General features: G+C 37.7%; 18 protein-coding genes. 11 read left to right on the forward strand and 7 right to left on the reverse strand.

The annotated features are described in order from the left end of the window. The first annotated feature begins 94 nt into the window (after window positions 1-94). Together ybaK and CZ225_RS09575 are read left to right on the forward strand one after the other, a co-directional pair. Window positions 95-574, forward strand: coding sequence for a Cys-tRNA(Pro) deacylase (gene ybaK / locus CZ225_RS09570; RefSeq protein WP_077153939.1), 480 nt, complete (start codon window positions 95-97; stop codon window positions 572-574). 73 nt (window positions 575-647) lie between these two features. Further along, window positions 648-2,210: a peptide MFS transporter gene (locus CZ225_RS09575; RefSeq protein WP_077153940.1), complete on the forward strand. Its 1,563-nt coding sequence runs from the start codon at window positions 648-650 to the stop codon at window positions 2,208-2,210. Between the two features lie 242 nt (window positions 2,211-2,452). Here CZ225_RS09575 and CZ225_RS09580 read toward each other — a convergent pair whose 3' ends face one another. Further along, entirely contained in the window at window positions 2,453-2,950 is a 498-nt protein-coding gene (locus tag CZ225_RS09580; RefSeq protein ID WP_077153941.1) for a GNAT family N-acetyltransferase, read from the reverse strand. A 165-nt stretch (window positions 2,951-3,115) separates the two neighbouring features. On the opposite strand from CZ225_RS09580, the gene CZ225_RS09585 reads away from it, so the two are divergent. From CZ225_RS09585 to CZ225_RS09610, 6 genes are all read left to right on the forward strand, one after another. Further along, a complete protein-coding gene (locus CZ225_RS09585; protein ID WP_025073497.1) occupies window positions 3,116-3,442 on the forward strand; it encodes a PadR family transcriptional regulator in 327 nt (108 codons plus the stop codon). Between the two features lie 17 nt (window positions 3,443-3,459). Further along, window positions 3,460-4,644, forward strand: a complete 1,185-nt coding sequence (locus tag CZ225_RS09590; RefSeq protein ID WP_077153942.1) for a PspC domain-containing protein — start codon at window positions 3,460-3,462, stop codon at window positions 4,642-4,644. Between the two features lie 84 nt (window positions 4,645-4,728). Beyond that, window positions 4,729-5,727: an MBL fold metallo-hydrolase gene (locus tag CZ225_RS09595; protein WP_077153943.1), complete on the forward strand. Its 999-nt coding sequence runs from the start codon at window positions 4,729-4,731 to the stop codon at window positions 5,725-5,727. A 44-nt stretch (window positions 5,728-5,771) separates the two neighbouring features. Further along, window positions 5,772-6,278 (forward strand): flavin reductase family protein, encoded by a 507-nt coding sequence (locus CZ225_RS09600; protein ID WP_077153944.1) that lies wholly within the window; start codon window positions 5,772-5,774, stop codon window positions 6,276-6,278. Between the two features lie 228 nt (window positions 6,279-6,506). Then, window positions 6,507-8,309 (forward strand): glycoside hydrolase family 2 protein, encoded by a 1,803-nt coding sequence (locus CZ225_RS09605; protein WP_077153945.1) that lies wholly within the window; start codon window positions 6,507-6,509, stop codon window positions 8,307-8,309. Between the two features lie 201 nt (window positions 8,310-8,510). After that, entirely contained in the window at window positions 8,511-9,179 is a 669-nt protein-coding gene (locus CZ225_RS09610; protein ID WP_077153946.1) for a hypothetical protein, read from the forward strand. Between the two features lie 91 nt (window positions 9,180-9,270). Here the strand turns inward: CZ225_RS09610 and CZ225_RS09615 are convergent, their stop codons facing one another. Next, window positions 9,271-11,379, reverse strand: coding sequence for a dipeptidyl-peptidase Dpp5 (locus CZ225_RS09615; RefSeq protein ID WP_077153947.1), 2,109 nt, complete (start codon window positions 11,377-11,379; stop codon window positions 9,271-9,273). Window positions 11,380-11,475: 96 nt separating this feature from the next. Between CZ225_RS09615 and CZ225_RS09620 the strand changes: the two genes are divergently transcribed. The 3 genes from CZ225_RS09620 (at window position 11,476) to CZ225_RS09630 (ending at window position 14,348) form a co-directional block, all read left to right on the forward strand. After that, window positions 11,476-12,054, forward strand: coding sequence for a hypothetical protein (locus CZ225_RS09620; protein ID WP_077153948.1), 579 nt, complete (start codon window positions 11,476-11,478; stop codon window positions 12,052-12,054). Then, entirely contained in the window at window positions 12,047-13,183 is a 1,137-nt protein-coding gene (locus CZ225_RS09625) for a serine/threonine protein kinase (RefSeq protein WP_077153949.1), read from the forward strand. Before CZ225_RS09620 ends, CZ225_RS09625 begins: the two co-directional genes overlap by 8 nt. 286 nt (window positions 13,184-13,469) lie before the next feature. Further along, entirely contained in the window at window positions 13,470-14,348 is an 879-nt protein-coding gene (locus CZ225_RS09630; protein WP_077155777.1) for an Rpn family recombination-promoting nuclease/putative transposase, read from the forward strand. A 203-nt stretch (window positions 14,349-14,551) separates the two neighbouring features. Here the strand turns inward: CZ225_RS09630 and CZ225_RS09635 are convergent, their stop codons facing one another. The 5 genes from CZ225_RS09635 to CZ225_RS09655 form a co-directional block, all read right to left on the reverse strand. Continuing rightward, window positions 14,552-16,177, reverse strand: coding sequence for a leucine-rich repeat protein (locus tag CZ225_RS09635; protein ID WP_077153950.1), 1,626 nt, complete (start codon window positions 16,175-16,177; stop codon window positions 14,552-14,554). 30 nt (window positions 16,178-16,207) lie between these two features. Next, the gene (locus CZ225_RS09640) at window positions 16,208-17,197 is read right to left on the reverse strand and encodes a hypothetical protein (protein ID WP_077153951.1); all 990 of its coding nucleotides are present in this window, start codon (window positions 17,195-17,197) and stop codon (window positions 16,208-16,210) included. Further along, a complete protein-coding gene (locus CZ225_RS09645) occupies window positions 17,194-19,041 on the reverse strand; it encodes a WG repeat-containing protein (RefSeq protein WP_077153952.1) in 1,848 nt (615 codons plus the stop codon). The genes CZ225_RS09640 and CZ225_RS09645 overlap by 4 nt, the downstream gene beginning before the upstream one ends. A gap of 145 nt (window positions 19,042-19,186) precedes the next feature. Then, window positions 19,187-20,107: a fimbrillin family protein gene (locus tag CZ225_RS09650; protein WP_159441766.1), complete on the reverse strand. Its 921-nt coding sequence runs from the start codon at window positions 20,105-20,107 to the stop codon at window positions 19,187-19,189. Window positions 20,108-20,136: 29 nt separating this feature from the next. After that, entirely contained in the window at window positions 20,137-23,631 is a 3,495-nt protein-coding gene (locus CZ225_RS09655; RefSeq protein ID WP_077153954.1) for a leucine-rich repeat protein, read from the reverse strand. Window positions 23,632-23,641 lie beyond the last annotated feature (10 nt).

Genomic DNA, 23,641 nt, shown 5'->3' on the forward strand with positions numbered 1-23,641 from the left:
ACGGCGCATTCATTTTTTATTTAATATCTTCTTTTCTGATTTATTGTTCGAACTTTATTATTTTTGCGAATAAAAATTTAGAAAAGAAACAAGAATGAAGATTAATAAGACCAATGTTGCCCGTCTGCTGGATAAGGCTAAAATACCTTATGAACTCATCCCTTATGAGGTAGACGAAAATGATCTAAGTGCTATTCATGTAGCTAGCAGCCTGGGAGAAAATGTAGAACAAGTGTTTAAAACACTAATTTTACAGGGTGATAAGAGTGGTTATTTTGTTTGTGTTATTCCGGGAGAACATGAGGTTGATTTGAAATTAGCTGCGAAAGTATCCGGAAATAAAAAGTGTGATTTAATACCAGTGAAAGAGCTTTTGCCATTGACGGGATATATTCGTGGGGGATGTTCTCCTATTGGGATGAAGAAACACTTTCCGACTTATATTCATGAAACTTGCCGGGATTTTTCGTATATTTATGTAAGTGCGGGAATACGTGGATTACAGATAAAAATAGCTCCGAATGATTTAATTCGTGAGGTACAAGCAGAAGTTTGTCTGTTGTATATCGAGTAAATTCCGGAAAAAGTATATATTTGCAAAAAATATAAAAAACAAAATCAATTTATTAATTAAAAAACTTATATCTATGTTCAAGAAACACCCTAAGGGTTTGATTGGTGCGGCATTGGCAAATATGGGAGAGCGTTTTGGCTTCTATATCATGATGGCAATCTTAACACTGTTTATCTCTGCAAAATTTGGGTTGTCCGAAATTACTACCGGATACATTTATTCCGTATTTTATGCTTTAATCTATATTTTAGCTTTGGTAGGAGGTATTATTGCCGATAAAACGAGAAACTTCAAAAGAACTATTCTGATAGGTCTGATATTAATGGCTGTCGGCTATTTGATAATTGCTATTCCTACTCCCACACCTGTACCTGATATGGCTCTTTATTTGGGATTAACCTGTTTGGGACTTTTTGTGATTGCTTTTGGTAATGGTTTGTTTAAAGGAAATCTTCAAGCATTGGTAGGTCAGATGTATGATGACCCAAAATATTCTAGCTTACGTGATTCTGGTTTCCAGATATTTTATATGTTTATTAATATAGGTGCTGTTTTTGCTCCATTTATTGCTATTGGTGTACGTAACTGGTGGTTGCAAGTGAATAATTTGGATTATGATGCTAGTTTGCCTGAATTGTGTCATCAATATCTGGAAAAAGGAAGTGAAATGGCCCCACAAGCAATGGAAAATTTAACTACATTGGCAAATAAAGCTGTTTTAGATGCTACTCCTGTTACAGATATGAATGTATTTGTACATAACTATCTTGATGTGTTTAACCGTGGTTTCCAATATGCTTTTATGGCTGCCATCGCTGCAATGATTATTTCATTAGTAATTTATATAGTGAATAAGAATCGTTTTCCGGATCCTGCAAAGAAAGTAGTAGTCAATAAGGGTGGTAATGTAACGGTTAGTAAAGAAGAAATAGCAATGAGTGCAACCGAAATTAAACAACGCATATATGCTTTGTTTGCAGTATTTGGCGTTGTGATCTTTTTCTGGATGTCTTTCCATCAGAACGGTTATTCTCTGACATATTTTGCTCGTGATTATGTTGATTTAAGCGTTATTAATATCGATTTAGGCTTTACCCAAATAAAGGGAGCTGAAATATTCCAAAGTGTTAATCCTTTCTTTGTTGTATTCCTTACTCCATTTATCATGTGGTTATTTGGTGCTTTGAAAAAGATAAATAAGGAACCATCTACTCCTATGAAAATAGCTATTGGTATGGGTATTGCTTCATTGGCATATATATTCCTAATGGTATTCTCGTTCACATTGCCTTCAAAAGAAGTATTAGGTACTATGAGTGCTAATGAAATAGAGGCAATTCGTGTTACTCCATGGGTTATGGTTGGTTTATATTTCATCCTTACAGTTGCTGAGTTGTGTATTTCTCCATTAGGGTTATCATTTGTATCTAAAGTTTCACCTCCTCATTTGCAAGGATTGATGCAGGGATGTTGGTTGGCTGCAACTGCGATAGGTAACTTATTAGTATTTATCGGTGGTATACTTTATACAACAGTTCCGATTTGGGCTTGTTGGTTGGTATTTGTTGGTGCAACTGGCATTTCAATGATATTAATGCTTTCAATGGTGAAATGGCTGGAGCGAGTAGCTAAATAAAATTCTGGTTATAACACTCAATAAAAACCCCGGTACATCTATTTTTATTAAAGTAACAATAGATGTACCGGGGTTATACATTTATAATCTTCGAACTGATTTTTTTAATGACCGTTATATTTAATATCAATCATTGAGAAGATTTATTTTTTTATTGAGAAGAAAAAAATAATCTATTAGCATCTTTTTTTTATGAAGAAAATAGTTTTTGTTAATAGAAAAGAGAAGTGCAGAAGCTTCTTTTATATTTCCAATCCCATGATGTAATCGTTCATATAGTATCCATTTCCGATCGGAAAATCTCCTTCACGTAGTTTTTTCATTCCCATATGTTCGTAGAATTTTAGTGCTTTGTTATTACGGTTCACATTAAGTTCCATCAAACATGGGCTCGGATGTACTTCTTTAATGTATTTAATAGCTTCTCTAAATAAGAAGCTACCGCAATGAGCATTCTGGAAATTAGGCAGAACATATATTTTTTGTAAGTGAAATACATTATTCTCCTGAGGCTGTACCGAAACATATCCACATGGTTCACATCCTTCATAAGCAATAAAGTAAACATGCCCTTCTTCTTCTATCTGTTTACGTATATTTTCAGGACTGTACATCCAATCCATCATATAATTTAATTGTTCAGAAGATAATATTTCTTTGTAGGTGGCAGGGAAAACATTTTGAGCCATCTTATTGATTAAATTGCAATCGCTAACTGTTGCTTTTCGAATGGTAAACATATTATCGTACTTAATTTGTAGTTTTACAGGATACAAATATAGATATTATTTCTTTTTATAATAAGGTGATTACTGTTTAATTGATTAATTATTATTAAATTATAGTACTTTGTAATACATAGTACTAAAGTAATACATATATTTGTTACATCAAAAAGATCTATTATGAATGTAGACAATGTAAAATCTCAGATGCGAAAAGGCCTATTAGAGTATTGCATTATGCTGTTACTCCATAAAGAACCTGCCTATGCTTCGGATATTATTCAGAAACTGAAAGAAGCACAGTTAATTGTAGTGGAAGGCACTCTATATCCACTGCTTACTCGTCTGAAAAATGATGATTTGTTAAGTTATGAATGGGTGGAGTCTACCCAAGGACCACCGCGTAAGTATTATAAGTTAACAGAGAAAGGAGAAGCTTTTCTTGGCGAACTGGAACTTTCGTGGAAGGAACTGAATGAGACTGTGAATCATATTGCTAATAGATAAATTGAAAAAGAAATAGGATGAAAAAGACATTAACTGTTAATTTGGGTGGAACCGTTTATCATATTGATGAAGATGCCTATAATTTGTTGGACAATTATTTAAATAATATTCGTTTGCACTTCCGTAAACAACAGGGAGCAGAAGAAATTGTGAACGATATGGAGAATCGTATTGCTGAATTGTTTTCTGAAAAGGTTACTTTAAGCAAACAGGTGATTACAATTTCTGATGTGGAAGAGGTTATTTCGCGTATGGGAAAGCCGGAAGATTTTGAAGATAATTCAGAATATAATGAATTTCAAAATAATTCACAGCAGATAGGAAATTCCGGAAGTGATGCATTTAATCAAAGTGGAACAGCGCATCGTCGATTATACCGAGATCCGGACGACAAAATGCTCGGTGGAGTTGCCGCAGGTTTGGCAGCATATTTGGGATGGGATATTACGTTAGTACGTATATTAATGGTGATATTAGTTTTTATTCCCTATTGTCCGGCAATTATCTTTTATTTGATTGCTTGGATTGTTATTCCCGAAGCACGTACAGCTGCAGAAAAATTGAGTATGCGTGGACAAGCAGTGACGGTAGAGAATATAGGAAAGACTGTAACTGACGGTTTTGAACGTGTATCGAATGGAGTAAACGATTATGTAAATTCAGGTAAGCCTCGTTCCTTTTTACAGAAAGCGGTTGATTTCTTTCTTTCTGTGGTCGCTTTCATCTTTAAGCTTGTATTAGTCATTCTGGCAATTGCCATATGTCCTTTTCTGTTGATTGCGGCCATTGTTTTAGTAGTTGCTTTAATAGGAATTATAGCTCTTCTACTTGGATTGGGAGGAATGCTTTTTGGTACACTGCCTGCTGCAATACCAGGATTGGATTTGACTATCGCTTGGAATTCACCTTGGACATTTGTTGCTTGGATTGTATTGATTTTATTCTTTGGTATCCCACTTTTTGCATTGGTACATACCATCTTCCGTTCCATATTCAATTGGACTGCAATGTCTAAAAGATTAAGAGTTTCTTTATTGCTCATTTGGCTATTTTGTTTATTGTTGGTACCTATATTCTTTTTTATGCCAAGCATCAAAAGGACAGAAACATATCGGTATATACATTATGAAAAATCAGATACTTTGGTAGATACCATTTATAATAATAAAGATACGATTCGAATAGATACCTTGCAATATTAAATATGCCTTAAAATGTGTCCCGTTTGTGTGTCCGGGGCACATTTTTTGTTATGTTTGTAATGAACATATTCAAAAGAGCAAAGTATGGGTGAACATATATGTTTCAGAAGAAACGAGCATTTGGCTACCGTTAATCCTTATTGGAGAGGAAATCCGATGGTACGTGGACGTTTTTTTAATCGGCAACACCGTTTCCGTCCTGGTATGGGAAGTGTACTAAAATGGCGTTTATCTCCAAATCCTCAACGGAAAGAGAAGAAAACAGTGAAATGGGATCCGAAGGTATGTTATCTTCGTTCGTTGGATGCTGTTGTAGGGGATTCATTAATATGGCTGGGACATAATTCCTTTTTTCTTCAATTAGCAGGAAAGAGGGTGATGTTTGATCCGGTTTTTGGAAACATTCCATTTGTGAAGAGAAAAAGTGAGTTTCCTGCCAACCCTGACATATTTACAGGAATTGATTATTTGTTGGTTAGTCATGATCATTTCGATCACTTGGATAAACAAAGCATAGCAAGGCTATTGAAAAATAATCCTCAGATGAAACTATTCTGTGGATTAGGAACGGGAGAATTGTTAAAGAACTGGTTTCCGGAAATGGAAGTAATTGAAGCTGCATGGTATCAGCAACTTGAAGACGAGGCTCTGAAAATAACTTTTCTTCCTGCGCAACATTGGAGTAAACGCTCTGTACGAGATGGTGGACAACGTCTCTGGGGAGCTTTCATGTTACAGGGCGATGGTATTTCACTTTATTATAGTGGAGATACTGGATATTCTAAACATTTTCAGGAAATCCCAGAGCTCATTGGAGCACCGGATTATGCACTATTAGGAATTGGAGCGTATAAGCCTCGTTGGTTTATGCGACCTAATCATATTTCACCTTACGAATCATTGACGGCTGCTGAAGAAATGCAGGCGGGGCTTACCATTCCGATGCATTATGGTACTTTTGATTTATCAGATGAACCTCTTCATGATCCGCCTAAAGTCTTTGCAGCTGAAGCTAAGAAGCGGAAGATACGGATAGAAATTCCATACTTGGGACAGATTGTAAAATTACATAAAAAGAAATAGATTATTGGAATATGAACAAGTAAGAACTAAATGTATAAAAAGAGATGAAGAAATTAGAAATAAAAGAGTTATCGGATAACTTTTTCGAATCTATTGGAAAAGAGTGGATGCTGGTGACAGCTGGAACAAAAGAGAAATTTAATACAATGACTGCAAGCTGGGGTGGTATTGGTTGGTTATGGAATAAACCAGTTGCTTTTGTTTTTATTCGTCCTGAACGTTATACTTACGAATTTATAGAAAAGAATGAGTTTCTGACACTTTCCTTCTTAGGTGAAGAAAATAAGAAAATTCATGCTATTTGTGGTTCCAAATCGGGACGAGATATTGATAAGGTAAAAGAAACTGGTCTAAAACCTATATTTACTGAACAAGGGAATATCCTTTTTGAACAGGCTCGTTTGACATTAGAATGTAAAAAACTATATGCTGATGGTATTAAACCTGAATGCTTTCTGGATAAAGAATCTCTAGAAAAATGGTATGGGGGAGTTCATGGTGGCTTGCATAAAATGTATATTGTCGAAATAGCGAACATTTATTCTCATTAGACTTGAGAGAGAAAATATAATTAGGATAAGGATGAGAATCTACTTGCAAACTGCCTACAAAATAGTTTTTTGTAGGCAGTTTGGTCTGATTCTGTCATTATTTGAATAAATATTTCTCTTCGTTTTTCTTTATTTTCCCAATCTTTGCAACATTGAAAACCATCAATGAAGTCTTATTTATATGAAGTAGACTAAAATAATTTTGTAAACCATAAAATAAAAAAAAACATGAAAAAACTTTTTGCAGTAGCTCTATTAGCTCTGATGAATGTGTGGAATGTATTTTCAGCAGACGTTCCTCGTCCGGAATATCCCCGCCCACAATTTGAACGCACGGATTGGGTAAATTTGAATGGTACTTGGACTTATGAATTTGATTTTGGAAATTCGGGAAAAGATAGGAAATTACAGGAAACTGATAAATTCAAAAACAACATTATTGTACCTTTTTGCCCGGAAAGTAAACTTTCTGGCGTCGAGCATACTGATTTTATTAATCAGATGTGGTATCAACGTCCTTTGACGATTCCGGCAAATTGGAGTGGAAAGAAAATCTTTCTGAATTTTGGTGCTGTAGATTATTGTGCAGAGATCTTTATTGATAAAAAGTTTATTGCTCGTCATTTGGGAGGTAGTTCGTCGTTCTCTATTGATTTAACACGTTATGTAAAACCTGGTCAAACTCATAATTTAGTGGTTTTTGTGAAAGACGATTTGCGCTCAGGTGAGCAGACGGGTGGTAAACAATGTACAAATTACTTCTCAGGAGGTTGTTCTTATACACGTGTAACAGGAATCTGGCAGACTGTATGGATGGAAGCTGTAGCTCCTAACGGACTGAAGACTGTTTTTGCACGTCCTGATATCGACCAGAAACAACTAGTTATTTTGCCGGAGTTTTATCAGGAATCAAATGACGGAACATTAGAAGTGACGGTAATGGATGGTAAAAAAACTGTTGCAAAGAAAGAAGTTAGCAGTTGCAATGGTTCAGTAGTTGTTCTTCCGATGAAGAATATGAATCTTTGGACACCGGAGACTCCTTTTCTTTATGATGTAATTTATCGTGTAAAGGATGCTAAAGGTAATGTTATTGATGAGGTAAAATCATATGTTGGTATGCGTAAAGTGCATACCGCAAATGGTATATTCTATTTGAATAACGAGCCTTATTATCAACGTCTTGTATTAGACCAAGGTTATTATCCTGATGGAATTTGGACTGCTCCGAGCGACGAAGCCTTAAAGAATGACATTATATTAGGTAAAGAGGCAGGTTTCAACGGTGCCCGTTTACATCAGAAAGTATTTGAAGAGAGATATTATTATTGGGCAGATAAACTAGGATATATCACTTGGGGAGAATCTGCAAGTTGGGTGTTAGATGTAAATAAAGAACTTGCTGCTCGTAACTTTATCGGAGAATGGACTGAGGTTGTACTACGTGATCGTAATCACCCTTCATTGGTGACTTGGACTCCATTTAACGAAACATGGGGTGGTGGACAAAATGCTTATGTACGTCTGGTAAAAGATGTATATCATATTACTAAAGGGATTGATCCGACTCGTCCTATAAATGACGCTAGTGGTGATAATCACGTTTTGACAGATATTTGGAGTGTTCATAATTACGAGCAAGATCGTGCAAAACTGACTGAGCAATTGAAGTTTGAAGAAGGTAAAGAACCATATCGTAATACTAGAGATAAAGATTTTCTAGCGGTGTATGAGGGTCAGCCATATATGTTAGATGAATTTGGTGGTATTCCTTGGATGGCAGAAAAAGACCGTAAAAATTCATGGGGATACGGCGGAATGCCTGCTAATGAAGAAGAATTTTACAAACGTCTTGAGGGACAGATTGATGCATTGATAGATTCAAAACATGTTTGGGGATTCTGTTATACACAATTAACAGACGTAGAACAAGAGAAGAATGGGGTTTATTATTATAATCGTACTCCTAAATTGGATATGAAACGTATAAAAGCTATTTTTGAGAAAATCCCAAGCAGACCTGGAAAATAAAAAGGATTTTTTATTGTATTATAAAAGATGGAATTTAAGTGAAATTCCATCTTTTTTTTATTGAAGCTACACGAATGCTGTAGGATATGTTAGATATTTGAGGTAGAGAGGAAAAAATAGCATAGCAAAATTTTGAAAATGAGATTTTTTCATTAATTTTGGCAGTATAGACAACCAAACTAAACTAAAACTTATTAAATCATGAAAACTAAATTATTTTTTCTTTTAAGCTTTTTAGCTGTATTTACTGCTTGTGGTGAAGAATCAAATGACTCAATTCCTTCCATGCCCGTTAAAGTGGAACTTATTTCTTGTGATTTTATACAAGAAGAGGGGGATATCCCGGAAAAAATAGAATCACCTTTGATAGTATGGTCTTCTCCTGAGAACCATACTGTTACTCCTTTTCCACACACTTTTTATTTCGAAGAGAAATCTGAAGAGACTTCTCTACTTACATTGACTGAAGGGTATCTGCCTGAAGATGTAGAGAATCTGGAAGAACTGGAAATTAGACTTCCTTTGATTGATAATTCAGGTACTATTTCTGATTTTAAATATGGACCACGTACTTCTTTAGTCTTTGGAAAAAAACAGGAAATTAAGTCAATTCATACTTGGTCTACTAAGACTGCTATCAAAGTTACTGTATCACCTTATACTTTCGTGACATTGTCTGTACAAAAAGGTGGATACAAGTGCTCTGCGACTTTTAATATTGTTCTGCGAAATATTTATACGTTTGAGCAATATCATCTGAAAGGTAGATGGATAGGAGAACAGTTAGGGAAATCCATGGGAACTGTTGCAGATTATAAGATTGATGGGAGTGAAGTACTTAGAAAGTATAATTATCCGATTTCTGAGTAAATATTATAATTTAGAATTAACAAATAAAAATGTCCTATACATTTGCTTTTTGGAAGCGATGTATAGGACATTTTATTTCTCAATAGAATTATTATTTCTGTTGGTTAGCTTCCGTTTTCAGCCATTTGTCTAACCATTCAAAGAAAGTACGTTGCCATAAAATTCCATTCTGTGGTTTTAGTACCCAGTGGTTTTCATCAGGATAAATTAACAACTCAGCTGGTATACCACGCATTACAGCAGCATCAAAAGCTGCCATTGCCTGATTAGCTAAAATACGGTAATCTTTCTCTCCATGGATACAAAGGATAGGAGTATCCCATTTGTCTACAAACTGGTGTGGAGAATTAGCAAAAGTACGTTGTGCTATTGGATTCTGTTTTTCCCAGTAAGCACCTCCCATATCCCAGTTTGCAAACCATTTCTCTTCGGTTTCAAGATATTGCATTTCCATATTGAAGATTCCGTCGTGAGCAATAAATGCTTTGAAACGTTTGTCATGATGTCCGGCTAACCAATATACGGAGAAACCACCGAAGCTAGCTCCTACACATCCCAAACGATCTTTGTCTACATACGATTCCTTGGCCATTTCATCAATAGCAGTGAAGTAATCTTTCATACACTGACCACCATAGTCACCACTGATTTGTTCGTTCCATTCAACACCAAATCCCGGTAATCCACGACGGTTTGGAGCAACAATAATATAGTCGTTGGCAGCCATAATCTGGAAATTCCAACGATAAGACCAGAATTGGCTGACAGGACTTTGAGGACCGCCTTCACAGAATAATAAGGTAGGATACTTCTTATTAGGGTCGAACTGAGGAGGATAAATGACCCATGTTAGCATGTCTTTACCGTCGGTTGTTTTCATCCATCGACCTTCCACTTTACCCATTTCCAGCTGGTCGTAGATTTGTTTATTTTCTTGTGTCAGTTGGGTAGTAGCACCGTCTAGTGCGACAGCATAAATTTCGTCACCCATGCTGATAGAATGACGTTTGGCGATTAGTTTATCACCGAAAAGCGCAACTCCTTCATAATCATACATTCCCGAAGTAACAGCTTTTACAGAGTCATTTGTCAGGTTGAGTGCATAGATTTGAGTTTCTCCATGCCATACCCCCGTGAAATAAATGCTCTTAGCATCTGAACTCCATACAAAAGCATCCACATTCGATTCAAATGCTTTACTAACAAAACGTTTTTCACCCGTTTTCAGGTCCATGATGAACAAACGGTTCAGGTCTGCTTCATAACCGTCACGTTCCATACTTTGCCATGCGATATATTTGCCGTCTGGAGAATATTGTGGATTCGTGTCGTATCCTTTATTTTCTTCAGTGATGTTTTTCGTTTCCTTTGTCTTTAAGTCATAGATATAGATATCTGAGTTGGTGGAGACTGCATATTCCATACCTGTCTTTTTTCGGCACGTATAAGCTACTTTATCTGATGTCGTGTTCCATGCCAATTGTTCAATGCCGCCCCATGGTTTCATTGGACTTTCGTATGGTTCTCCTTCCAGAATGTCTACGATATTAGAGAGCCCTTTCTTGTCTAGGTCAGCAATAAAAGGATGCGGTGCCGTTGTCACCCATTCATCCCAATGTTTGTACATCAAATCAGTGATGATGATACCCGTAGCTTTGGGAAGATCCGGATATTTTTCAGCCGTACTTTTCTTAGTCTTTACTTGAGAGATGAAAAGAATTTTCTTGCCATCCGGAGAAATAGAGTATCCTTCGATGTCTCCATCGTAGTTGGTTAGTTGTTTACGTTCACTGCCATCCGGGTTCATTTCATAAAGTTGGCTGCTTCCTTGGTCGTTACTCAGAAATGCAAGTTTACTTCCTCCTTTAATCCAGGTAACTTCATTCTCCTGGTAAGGAGTATGCGTGATTTGCTGGTTATCGCTACCATCTGCGTTCATTACAAAAACCTCGCGATTACTTTTGTTTTCCGGTACACTGTAATAAGCTACTGTATACGCGATTTTCTTACTGTCTGGTGATACGGAGAGTCCACCAATACGTCCCATTGCCCAAAGTGCTTCGGGAGTCATGCGTTTCCCTTCAATTTTAATATCCGATTTCCCGATAAGCACTTGATCTGTTTTGCCTGTTTCTTTATTTTCACCACAGGCTGCTAACAACATTGCTGCTGACATCATAAATAGATTTATTTGCCTCATATTTTAAAATAATGATTTAATATTAATCGGACAAATATACGATAATAAAACGATTTTACTTATCTTTGGGACGGATAAAACATTCAGTACTGAACTATGAATATATATAAACCGGAAATTGTAGAATTATTATTGTTAGTTGAAAAAAAATATAGCAAACCTTTGCGTACGACTACTGATTTTGATGAGTTTTCTTTCTATTTGCAGAAGAACTCGTTTGGGGTAATTTCAACTTCTACTCTAAAACGTTTATGGGGATACGTGAATGATGTGCATAAGCCACGTGTACAAACGCTTGATTTATTATCTCGTTATATAGGTTTTGATTTCTTTACCACCTTCTGTAGCTATTTAAAGAGTAGTAGTGCTTTCAATTCTTCTTTTTTCTCGGCTTATCAAGTGATGGCGAAAGAACTCGTTCCTGGAGCAGAAGTGGAAATTGGATGGTCGCCGAATCGCTATGTACGTTTGCTGTATAGAGGGAACGCGGTGTTTGAGGTACAAGAGGCAAAACAGTCTAAACTGCAAAAAGGAGATTGTTTTGAGACTGCTACTTTTATCAAAGGACAACCGTTATTTCTTCCGTACATTTTGCGGGATGGGGTTCGAACTTCTCCATTTATAGCCGGACGAAATGGAGGTCTTACTTTATTGAACTGCATTGAATATGAATAATGATTCTTTTACTTCCGGTTTCTTCAAGGAAGATACTTATCCGAATGATACGGCTATTACGGATATACAGGAGATATATACTTCTGCTTCGGGATATAATCAATTATTCCGTTGTCATCGGTATGGTAAATTGCATATATTGAAGGCACTGCAACCCATGTATCGGAGGACGGTCTTTTGTGAGCAAGCACTTGAAAAAGAGTTTAATATTGGTTATCAGTTGGAACATCCTCATATTTGCCGAACGTTGAGTTGGGAAAAGGTCTCTTCGTTGGGACATTGTATCCTATTGGAATATGTGGATGGGGTAACTTTGAAAGAGTTTATGCAGCAGGGAAAACTGAATTTTCCATTGGCGATTAAGATTATAACGGAATTGTGTAGTGCTTTGCAATATATCCATAGCAAACAGATTGTCCATCGGGATTTAAAACCAAGTAATATTCTGATTACTCATAATGGCAATAATGTCAAGCTGATTGATTTCAGCCTTTCCGATTGTGACGATTACGATGTGTTGAAACTTCCTGCCGGCACCCGGTATTATCTTGCTCCCGAGATACTCCAACCGGGTACTTCTTTAGACTTGCGTGCGGATATCTATTCATTAGGAGTGATAATTGGAGAAATGGCTACTTTGCTTAAAGACAAACATTTGGCTACCGTTTCACGTAAGTGTACCCACCAGAAGCGTGATAAGCGTTATGCATCTGCTACGGAAGTGATAAATGCAGTTGGTGTTACTCATAAATGGCACTTTTATATGGTTATAGCTGCTGCCATGTTGGTTGGTATTACCTTCTTAGCTATTTGTTTTAATACCGATGTTCCTTCGACTTCTCCGACTTTCTATCCTGTCTACGGAAATCAAGTCAGTAGCGAAAACTGTCGTCGTTTGATTGCTTCGGAACGATTGCGGATGCTTCATTCTGCCGATTCATTGTTAGATGAGAAACGTTGGCGGACTGACAGCCTGAAACTTGTCAAACGACTGAAAGAAACGTTGGATGAAGAGTATCCATTACCGGAGCTACGACAATCTGTTACTTATCAACGTCAGTGGGAGAGTTTGCAACAAGAGGCGTTCCGGCAATTGCAACAAATTAGATTTCTTATTCAACAGCGTTAATAAGATCGTTGGCCTTCTTTTTATTTGAGATACTATAAAGACATTGGCGGATTGAAAATCCAGATACTTATTAAAAAATCATTTCTATGTCAGACTAGACTGTGTGTAAAAGAATGGCTGCGGGAGTCTAGCGTGACAAGGGTAAGGGAAGAATAGGGAAAGTTTGTATCTGTCTGATGGCATTTGTGGGTCTGTCTAAATAAAAATGTGCTTGTCGTTTGTCATTCAACATTTTCACCTTATCTTTGTTGAAGTGAAAACAAATCAAAAGAAAGGGAACGATAGTATGATAGGTAATTATATTCGTTTCGACTGGGCGATGAAACGCCTGTTGCGCAATAAAGCTAATTTTGGTGTACTTGAAGGTTTTCTGACCACGCTGTTAAAAGAGGAAATCAAAATCCAGAAACTGCTTGAGAGTGAAAGCAATCAGGAAGACGAGTTCGATAAATATAACCGTGTGGATATGCTTGCTGAGAACTCTAAAGGGGAGCTTATTTTAATTGAAGTACAGAATAACAATGAGTATGCCTATTTCCAGCGCATGCTGTTCGGCACCTCCAAATTGGTAACAGAATATATCAATCGTGGTGAAGGATACGATAAAGTACGCAAGGTGTACAGTGTCAATATCGTATATTTCTCATTGGGTAACGGAAAGGACATTGTCTATCACGGTAAGACTGAGTTCCGAGGCATCCATGCAGGGGATATTCTGGAACTAACTCCCTTTCAACGACAGACGTTTAAAGTGGATTATGTGAGTCAGCTTTATCCTGAATATTATATTCTGAAGGTTAATGACTTCAATCAAGTGGCTAAAAGCCCACTTGAAGAGTGGATTTATTATCTGAATACAGGGGATATTCCCGATAGTGCTACAGCTCCGGGCTTGGAGGATGTTCGTGAACGATTGAAGTTGGACAGAATGACGAAGGATGAACTGAATGCTTATTACCGTCATTTGGATAATATCGTCATCTTACGCGATAATATTTATACAGAACGTGAGGAAGGTCGTGAGGAGGGGCGCGTAGAAGGTCGTGTAGAAGGTGAGAAGAAAAAACAGGAAGAGATAGCTCGTACGATGAAGCATGACGGTCTCTCCATTGACACGATCATCAAATACACCGGTCTGACTCCTGAAGAAATAAGTTGTTTATAAACCTCCGCTTCTATCAATGACATCGTCGGAGACGGATGTAAATGTTCTGTTAGTATTTTCCGGATATAAATCGTAACTTCACGCTGACGTAGTTAGCGTTGCGGATGTATTACCTCCCATGAAGAAAACGTCTACTTTTAATACGTTGGAACTTATCTATTAATACTCTGCAAGCAAATGCATGCTACGTTTGTGATTTTCGATTAAAAAGCAACTCCTTCAATGTGAAGAAACTGTTTCCAGATATTATGATTTCTATATTGTGTCCGACTTTCTAGGGGGATATGCAATATGCAATTAGCAAAAATACTTTCTGCTCCACTGAAAGTCTCTGAATGGCAAACAGGAGGAGTAGATGCTTTTACATATAAATGCTGGAGCGGGCAATTGTCAAAACTGTATGCTGAAATGGACTCGCATTTACTTCCCAAAGTAACGGAAGTAAGACTCTTGCAATTCTGAAATAATCCGGTGGAAATGCTTCGTAATCCGTCAGGAAGTATGACTGATTTAATTTCAGACTCGCAGAAGGCCTGTTTTCCTATGCTACTGAGTGAATTGGGAAGTACGATCGAACGAATTTTGCATTTCTGCAACGCATAGTCTCCGATACTTTTTAGTGTAGGTGAGAACTGAATATTATCTCCCATTATTCCTTCGGGAAACCAAACAAGAACTTCACCACTTTTATTATACACTACTCCATCCATACTGGTATAATGGGTATTTCCCGAAGCTATGGATATATGGCTGAGATTTTTACATCCGGTAGAAGGAGTTAATACTTCCGTATTGCTGGGAATTGAAAGCTTCGTTAATGCCGTACTATTCTTGAAAGCATTCTGCTCAATGATCAGTGTGCTTGCCGGAAGTTTTATTTCTTTCAGCACTTCCAGTTCACCAAACATTCCGTAGCCAATAGTATGATCCTCTGTATGTCGTGATTCATCATAAGACGTCCCCCCTGATACAATAAGTGCATCCGTCAAATCCAACTGTTGTAAAATTCCTGGTGTTGGATTTCCAGTAATATCTTTTCCGGACATCTCACGGATAAATCGGATATCAGTTCCGTTTAGAGGTCCTACTATATTGAGTGTATTATATTCGTTTTTTTCTTTTTCACCGATGATCTTAGGCAATGTTCCCGCACTTGTGAGTATTACAGCACTTCCAGTTTGAAAGTGGTAAGGTTCACTATATGCTCTTCCTATTTTATTTTCGGCAAAGGCTCTGACTGTATATTGAGTATCCTTTTCTAAATCTCCGATACGGAGTTGCCATTGGTTGCTATCCGAAAGGGGAGCACTCAGCTCATATTCTTCTCCATTTGTCTTGGTATAGCAAAAACCATTTTTTAGAATTGTTTCTCCACCATTATCCATGATAGCACATTGCAAAATAATACTGATAGGTCCTTGTCCTAAGAAATTAATTTTATCGACTTTAGGGACCTCATTGGGAATGGTCATAAAACTATAAATCGGGCTTTGTTTCAGATATTTCTTATTTCCGGCTTCTAAGCAGTAATAGTAAGTAGTTCCTGGAATTAGATCCTGTAGTTCAGTGCTGACATGACTATTCTTTAATGACTGTTCGTCCATTTGTTCAATTTGGAGGGAAGTCCCGTAACGAAAACGATAGCGATCCGTCTTGCTATTGGATGAGGCATTCACCGTTCCGGTAAGTCTGGCACTGGTACGGGTGATGTCTTGAGCTTCGCGCAGCAAGATCTCCGGTGCGGGATTATCCGGTTGATTTTCATCACTACATCCCGTAGGAAGCAACCAACAAGCTATGATCAAGAAATAAATTATTTTCGTATACATATATCAATCTTCATAAATAGAATAAGGTTATTATAAACGAATCCCAATGCCAATGTTTAGCTCCCAATAGTTTCCTCTTGTAGTAATGGCACCAGCTGAAAATACGAACCTTTGTAATCTTAGCATAGCACCTAACTCTGCTGCAATACCTTTTGAAGAATAATCCGTGTTGCGTAAATAATTTCCCTCGTTTGTTTCCCAAATGACAGTGCGCACACCGTAACCAATTCCTTCGTAGATACAGAAGTCACCAGCAATCCGGTGCAGTCCGCCTGCAAGTAAAGCATAATGTGAATTTTTAGTTTTTCCTGTGTAATAAGGAGGGATATCATCACCCTTGGGTATTCCGTTTTTGTCACATTCCATTCCATTCGTGTTAGCAGTAGTGCGGAAATTGCTTAATACGTGTAAATATATTCCATGTCTTCGCATCCAGCCAAAGCGTATACCTCCGGCAACTTCATTCTCATGTACACTTGCATCCAGTATAATCAGATAGCAGGCATCTTCTTTTGGCCGTTTGAGACGAAGCTTTGCCGGTTCGGGAAGTTGTGTCGGTAGCCTATATATACGTGGAAATTCAACAATGTTATTTTCCATTGGAGGTATTTTTTTTCGGGGCATAGTGATCGGAGAATTTAAAACTAGTTCATAAGTCAAACGAGATTCCAGTGGGGAGGGGAAACGATAGTCACGGAGTACTCCCCATTGCGGGTGTTTGATTGTGATTTGTACAGTGCCTCGCGGAACGTATATCCATGTTTCTCCAACATCATTTTTTCGTTTCACGATACCTAAAGGGGTGGAAAACACAAAATCACGGTTTCCTACTATTTTGATAAGTGCGCAAGCCTCGTCATTCAGGTCCTTTTCTGGCTGAATATATGCACTGATATCATTAGGAAGCTGTCGAAAATGTTGCACAGAGAACTGTTGCGCATATAAATGTGAGAAGGCTAAGAGCATTCCTAATGTCAGAAAGCATCTCCGGACGTTATGATATGATTCGAATATATTCATTGCAAATTGAAATTACGAATATTGAAAATCTCTTTTTCCGGTAATGGAGTCTGATCGTCCAACATACTGGGTTGCCATGTGCGTACGTGAATTAGAGGTGTCGTTTCATCTCTGAAATCCCATAGCAGGAACAGATAGCCGTCATCCGAATATAGGTCTGAACTATATTTTTGCCGGAGCGTCACTCCATATAATTCTTGTTGAGTAGGATGTCGCATAATCTTAAAATCACTGAATTTCAACTTGATTTCTTTGTTCTGCTTAAATAAAACCTTTAAACGTTCCAAATAGGTTCGTTTACTTTTTATATTGTATTCCACCTGGTCTTTTGATAGATATTCTCCGTCCATTTTAGGAGCATTGCGAATAACTTTTCCTACGATGATCAGGGCTTCCTCGCTAAACAATTGAGTTAAGAAGTCGATATCTTTGGTAGTGTATGAAGTACGTAGGTGTTCTACATAATTTAAAATAACCCTTCTGTTGTCCGCATCCGTTTCGGGTAGCTTACCTGATAATATTTTGCTGGCTTCAGCGTAAAAAGGATTCTGTTTGCTGATATTCTTCCACTCCTCGTTGTTGATGGTAGAAGTTGCATTTGTTTTCTCAACTGTTTGGACTGTCTTTTGTTTTTCTTTAGGGGAGATGGAAGCTGGGGGTATAGAAATCTCTTTTTTGTTCTCCGGTTTATCTTCTGCTTTAGCACTCTTTCTAGTGAAGACTTGAGGAGCCAGTTGTAATGCTGATAGGTCTTCTGCGATACGGTAGTATTGTTTGTTGTCGAGTGGTTTTCCTTCCCGATCAATCCATAAGCTCTGGTTATCAGAGTATGCAATTGCCAGCCCTGAAGGATAGAAAAACGTTATCCGGTCATAACTCTTATCCGTTCCTTTGATGTTACCTTTGAAGTCAGCCAATTGCCATTTGTTACCGTTCCGGAGACATATTCGGTCGCTGCCAGCAATGAAACCGTCTTCGTATTCTGGAGCAATAAGTAGCTCTCCCTGTTTGTTGATGAGACCTATTCCATGGTCGCTTTGTATAATGGCGGCATTATGGTAGAAACGGAATGACTCTTTGATGCTGTCCGGCAAAAATATGTTGGTTTCTCCTTCAGGATTCAAATAACAGCATTTTCCATTCAATAAGTTGCTATATTTCATTAGTCCGCAGCTGAACTGTTGATCCAGCAGGCTGGGAGTGATTTGAATGTTAGAACAGATTTTTCCAGAAGGATCAATGAGTTGATAGCACATTTCTCCTTTATTATTTATATTTCCAACCAAAGCCATACCTTCATGAAAGTCGTATGCTTGATCGTATATAGGAGGTATAGCAATATTTCCTTGTGTATCCATAAATCCATATTTACCTTTTCGTGTACAAAACAGTGATCTTCCTTCTGCGAAATTGTGTGCTAATACAATGTCATAATGTAGGCTGATACCGATATCATTGATAATTTTTCCTTTCCGGTTGATGATTAAGATAGGCGAATCCGGAAATTCTTGTGCAAGTGTGACTTCCTCAAAGAAGTGTCCGATTTGTGCGAAACGTTGGGCACTGACAGGTTGTGTCGGATGTTCCAGTTGATAGAGCCGGTAATATCCTTCTTCATCTGGTAAACTAAACATTCCGTTTACTACTGCTGACGGTTGCCAGGTAAAACTGCCGGAATGAACTTTAATTTCTCCATTGGTCGCTATAAGTCCCCAGTTATTTCCTTCACTTTCCTGAAAGGGTAATGCGTTGATTTCGATACTACATTGGCGGCATCCGTTGCAAAGTAACATTAATAAACTTGAAAGAATGGTAGAAATAATATGAATTAGTTTGCCGTTCATTTATATATAGCTTTTGATAATCCCCTTGCAAATATACTTATTATTATAAGATCCCTATATACAGTTGTGAAAAAGATGAGGCTATATCAAAAGCGAAATAAATATTTAGCACTTTTGATATAGCCTGCAACTCGTTAAAATGATTTTATGATTCCTGTGTTGGTTCCCAATCTTCAACTTCACCTCCTATTTCGATCTTCACTTGATCCGGATTCTTAGATATAGTCAGCGAGATAGTATGCTGTATGCCTGGTTTGAAAAGGAATTTGCTTTCCATCAGATAAGATACCCCTTTCATTACCACTTCTATCAGTGGACGTCTGTTATCTATTCTCTGCGGAACAAGAATGGCTGTATAACGATGATCACCTGCCGGCTTAGCCTTTATGCTGGCTTCTGTACCATATAATGCTTTAGTAGCCACTCCCACGCTAAGATCAATAGTGGCACTCGGTACAGTATTGTGAATATACACTGTTGCATCTTCCGCCAAATCTCCTTCATAGTCTTCTCCTTTGATGAGTCGTACTATGAGTTTGCTCATACAATGTCTGAATTTCAGTGGAACGGCAGCATTGCCAGCTGTTTGTTTTTTAGTCGATGCCCACAGGAAATCACTAGCTTCATATCCTCCTAATGTATTGGCTGTCTTTGTAGTACTTTGGTCTAAAGCCACATTGAACTCTGTTTCATCTACAGATAGAATGGGAGAGAAGTGAGGATAATAAGCATATACATCATAGGTGCCATCATTCCAGTAAATAGGTTTTGCCGGGATCCATGCTTCTCCGTTATAAGTTAGCGAGGCATTGTTTACATAATTACCCGCTATCTGCAAAGGTTCATCCTGTCCGGTAACAAATAAACCGATTTGGTCGTTTGTTTCGAAAGCAGTTTCGGTAGCACGGAGAACACTCTTTGATTGTTGTGACGGATGTATGATTTGGAATTTCATGATGTTATCCGGTTCCGTCTCCTTCTGTACTGTATCTTCCTGTCCGCATCCCGTCATGCAGAATACAAATCCGATACAGGTAGTATAGATAATATGAATACTCTTTTTCATTTTACTTTCAGTTTTAGTTTTACGTTTAATCATTTCAGCGGACTGCCTTTATGAATTTTAGGAGGATATTGGAACGAATGTACGCGACCTCCCATATAAGGTGTATTCATGGCACGTGCCTTAACCTCTTGAGCCATTTTATCATTAGCGACAAATTCCTCGAATGAATAAGTTTCACCTGCATACTGTTTGATACGTTTCACGATTGATTCACGACTGATGGTACTGTAATATGGAATATCATTATTCATACAACTATTCTGTTCCGAACGGAATACACCACGATTGTGCATAAATCCGCCTTCGTAGATATCTACCCGGTCACTATATCGGTCATCAAAGATCAAATGACTCCAAGGTACTTCGTGCATTTTTCCGGTAAGGGATAGATTGTCGTACCATCCTAATGATTTAGCATATTTGAATTCAAATACGTGTTCACAACAGGTACATGTACAGAAGTCGATAAATTCATTGTGATAAATATACTCGTCACCCAGTTTACCGAATCCATGTCCTCCGGCTTCGTGTTGGATTACTCCGCGAGTGTCAAGAGGATAACCGTAGGTACTCATCGGACAGAAAGCAATTGCCGAACCATCATCCCACATTTGGCAGATACCACCATAATCGGTTGTATTAGGAGTCATAATAATCAGTGTTTGGTTCAAATTTGCTTTTGTCACTGTCGGCATCCGTAGTGCGTAGTTGAATGCTGCGTCATAATCACATCTCAGTCCTACACCTCCGGTAAAGGTTGTTTCAAATTTCGCATAGCGGACCGTGTTGATAGTACCGATACCACTTTCAGGAGAAACAGCAATAGCGGTATACACATTAAAGTAATCACGATAAGACGTATAAGGTTCTATACCGAAGAAGTTTTCAACTTGTTCTTTGATTGCTTTCATATAGTCTCCTTTGGATATATCTTCCGCATTGTATCCGTCTCCTAAAAATACAAGATTGATACCGCCATTATTTCCCTTAGTAGCTTTTTGTAAGGTTATAATTTCATCTTCACCGTATGTGTAGTCGTATTGCGAAACTGAACATTTAGTCGTGTACTCTTTATCTTTCAGTTTGAATACAATGTCACCGGTACGTCCTTCAGTTGTACCTTGTGGCATATTTTGGATGGTTAAAGTCAGCTCTGTTTTTTTCGAACCACTAGTCTGAGACAAGCTACACCATGACGGAATACTTTCCACTTCCCAGTCACTTTCTGCATTTAATGTCAGCTTGCGTGTACATTGGGTGTTGATCGCATTAGCTATGGATGGGCGGCAAACTAATTCACGGTGTGCAGAGATCCGTTTGAAATCGTTCCAACCAACTGCAGTCTTATATTGCTGAATGGCGGATTCCGGTACTTCAAGGGTGAAATTATCTTTAGCTACTCCATTAAAAGCACCAACTTGTACATAGGCTGGAATAATTCCTTTACATACGATGGAGCTGATACCGAAACAATTAGAAAAAGCACCCCCTTCATCTCCCCACATGCTTTCGAAACGGATATTTTCTATTCCCTCCGGAAACACAATCCCTTCCAGACTCCGACAGTTGGCAAATGCACCTGCACCGATGCTTTGCACATCTTCAGGGATTTCGAGTGTTCCCATGAGACGCCAATTGTTTTTGAAAGCATTATTACCAATTGTGTATATTCCTTTGGGTAGTTTTAATTCACCGGAGAAATCACAATAAGCAAAAGCATTATCATTAATGATAGTTAGATTTTGAGGTAATATTAATTCTCCTTTTAAAGCAGTTCCATTGAAAGCATCTGGACCAATTGCTATTATTCCATCATGCATAGTTAATATCCCATTTAAACCAGAACTACGAAATGTTGAATTATTTATTTCTGTAACTCCTTGGGGAATAGTAATAGAACCTGTGAGATTTTTACAGTCTGCAAATGCCTCTTCTCCTATATATGTTACTTGAGATGGAATGTTAAGATTGCCATATAGTCCACTACATCCTTGGAAACATCTCATTCCAATTTCCTCCAGATTTTCAGGCAGAATTAATTCACATACGAAGCCACATTGTTGAAATGCTCCTTGATTACCAGAGAAATCACCACCATTTATTTTTTTTAAAGTTGTCGGTAGTGATAAACTTCCGGTTAATGAGCTACAACTATAAAAAGCATTGCTACCTATATATGTCACCCCTTCCGGTATAATCAATGAACCGGATAAATATTTGCAATCTGCAAATGCTGATTGTTCTATTCTTTCTAATTTATCGGGGAGCACCATACGAAGTAAAGACATCTTTTTGTTGAAGGCACTATTGGGTATAGCTAATTCTTCTCCATTTTCATATCCACCATATTCATTAATATATGTACCTTTTTTAATCAGAACTTCTTTGAGATTGATGGCTTGTAGTTTGCTCATTTTATCTCTCATAAAATAAAAATCATTTATATCAATCTCTCCCGTAATTTTTAAATTCTGTAACTTTGTATAGTCCTTGTTGGCGTTCTTGATACATTCTTTCAGTGTTCCTGCCTTTTCGACATTAATCACGATATATTCTTTAGCTGTAGCTTCATGAGAAGCCATATCATTCTCCCAAGCAGTAATTGACTCATCAATAAGTGTAAATTCATATTTACCACTTGCTTCTTTTTTGTCCACCTTGATCGTGAAATTATGCATTTTTCCAGCTACATAAGTAAATGCTTCATTCTTCTTGAAAGTATAAGGAACACCGTCTACTGTAATACTGAACAGTATTTTCCCCCCTTCTATAATTTGTGGGACAACAATGGCACGGAACTCATTATCCTTACAAAAAGGGATGGTTCCTGTTTTGGCCACTTCTCCTGTAGCTGTGACATTACCTGTGGCAAGGTCGATTACTGAATTACACTTGGTGTTTAGAACTAGAACTTGTTTCTCCAGCTTTGTCCAAGTTTCTTCAGTAAATCCCTCGCCTTCTACCAAGGTAATGCGGGCATTACTCATTTTATGCCGCAATGGTAATCGGATCACTTTCTCCGTAGGAGCTACGTCCGTTGCCTTTCCCCATAGGAAGTCACTTGCCTCGTAACCTCCCAATTCACCATTCCCATTAGTTTTCGCTTGATCTTTTTGTACTTCAAATTCGTATGCATTCACTTCTGACGGTGTGGCGACCGGATAATATCCATAGATATCGATGTGAGTCTTATCGTCTTTCCAATAGATGTCATAAGCTGAATTCCATTTATAGGCGGTCTCATCAAATGTGTGCCGTACATTATCTCCCCGGTTACCGCTATTTTCTAGTTTTCCCGGAGTGTTACCTTTGTAATCTACCACATACACCCCCATAATATCTCCGTCACAAAATCCGTTGTCATTGACGCGAGTCACAACAACCTGATCGATTTCTCCGGATAATGAAATAATATTTGAAGTTCCATTCAGAGAGTCGTCTTTTACAACCTCATTGTCGTAACATGATGTGAAAATTAGTGCCGACAGTAATGCGGTCACATATTGATACCGTTGTTTTTTCATAAGGCTATTC

It is taken from the genome of Bacteroides bouchesdurhonensis (assembly GCF_900155865.1).
Taxonomy (GTDB): Bacteria; Bacteroidota; Bacteroidia; order Bacteroidales; family Bacteroidaceae; genus Bacteroides; species Bacteroides bouchesdurhonensis.

Bases quoted from the DNA above. Each gene is read 5' to 3' on its own strand.
- CZ225_RS09640 (WP_077153951.1), bottom strand. From the start codon at position 17,197: ATGAATATATTCGAATCATATCATAACGTCCGGAGATGCTTTCTGACA.
- CZ225_RS09590 (WP_077153942.1), top strand. From the start codon at position 3,460: ATGAAAAAGACATTAACTGTTAATTTGGGTGGAACCGTTTATCATATT.
- CZ225_RS09595 (WP_077153943.1), top strand. From the start codon at position 4,729: ATGGGTGAACATATATGTTTCAGAAGAAACGAGCATTTGGCTACCGTT.
- CZ225_RS09580 (WP_077153941.1), bottom strand. From the start codon at position 2,950: ATGTTTACCATTCGAAAAGCAACAGTTAGCGATTGCAATTTAATCAAT.
- CZ225_RS09645 (WP_077153952.1), bottom strand. From the start codon at position 19,041: ATGAACGGCAAACTAATTCATATTATTTCTACCATTCTTTCAAGTTTA.
- CZ225_RS09605 (WP_077153945.1), top strand. From the start codon at position 6,507: ATGAAAAAACTTTTTGCAGTAGCTCTATTAGCTCTGATGAATGTGTGG.
- ybaK (WP_077153939.1), top strand. From the start codon at position 95: ATGAAGATTAATAAGACCAATGTTGCCCGTCTGCTGGATAAGGCTAAA.
- CZ225_RS09625 (WP_077153949.1), top strand. From the start codon at position 12,047: ATGAATAATGATTCTTTTACTTCCGGTTTCTTCAAGGAAGATACTTAT.
- CZ225_RS09620 (WP_077153948.1), top strand. From the start codon at position 11,476: ATGAATATATATAAACCGGAAATTGTAGAATTATTATTGTTAGTTGAA.
- CZ225_RS09610 (WP_077153946.1), top strand. From the start codon at position 8,511: ATGAAAACTAAATTATTTTTTCTTTTAAGCTTTTTAGCTGTATTTACT.
- CZ225_RS09585 (WP_025073497.1), top strand. From the start codon at position 3,116: ATGAATGTAGACAATGTAAAATCTCAGATGCGAAAAGGCCTATTAGAG.
- CZ225_RS09600 (WP_077153944.1), top strand. From the start codon at position 5,772: ATGAAGAAATTAGAAATAAAAGAGTTATCGGATAACTTTTTCGAATCT.
- CZ225_RS09615 (WP_077153947.1), bottom strand. From the start codon at position 11,379: ATGAGGCAAATAAATCTATTTATGATGTCAGCAGCAATGTTGTTAGCA.
- CZ225_RS09655 (WP_077153954.1), bottom strand. From the start codon at position 23,631: ATGAAAAAACAACGGTATCAATATGTGACCGCATTACTGTCGGCACTA.
- CZ225_RS09575 (WP_077153940.1), top strand. From the start codon at position 648: ATGTTCAAGAAACACCCTAAGGGTTTGATTGGTGCGGCATTGGCAAAT.
- CZ225_RS09635 (WP_077153950.1), bottom strand. From the start codon at position 16,177: ATGTATACGAAAATAATTTATTTCTTGATCATAGCTTGTTGGTTGCTT.
- CZ225_RS09630 (WP_077155777.1), top strand. From the start codon at position 13,470: ATGATAGGTAATTATATTCGTTTCGACTGGGCGATGAAACGCCTGTTG.
- CZ225_RS09650 (WP_159441766.1), bottom strand. From the start codon at position 20,107: ATGAAAAAGAGTATTCATATTATCTATACTACCTGTATCGGATTTGTA.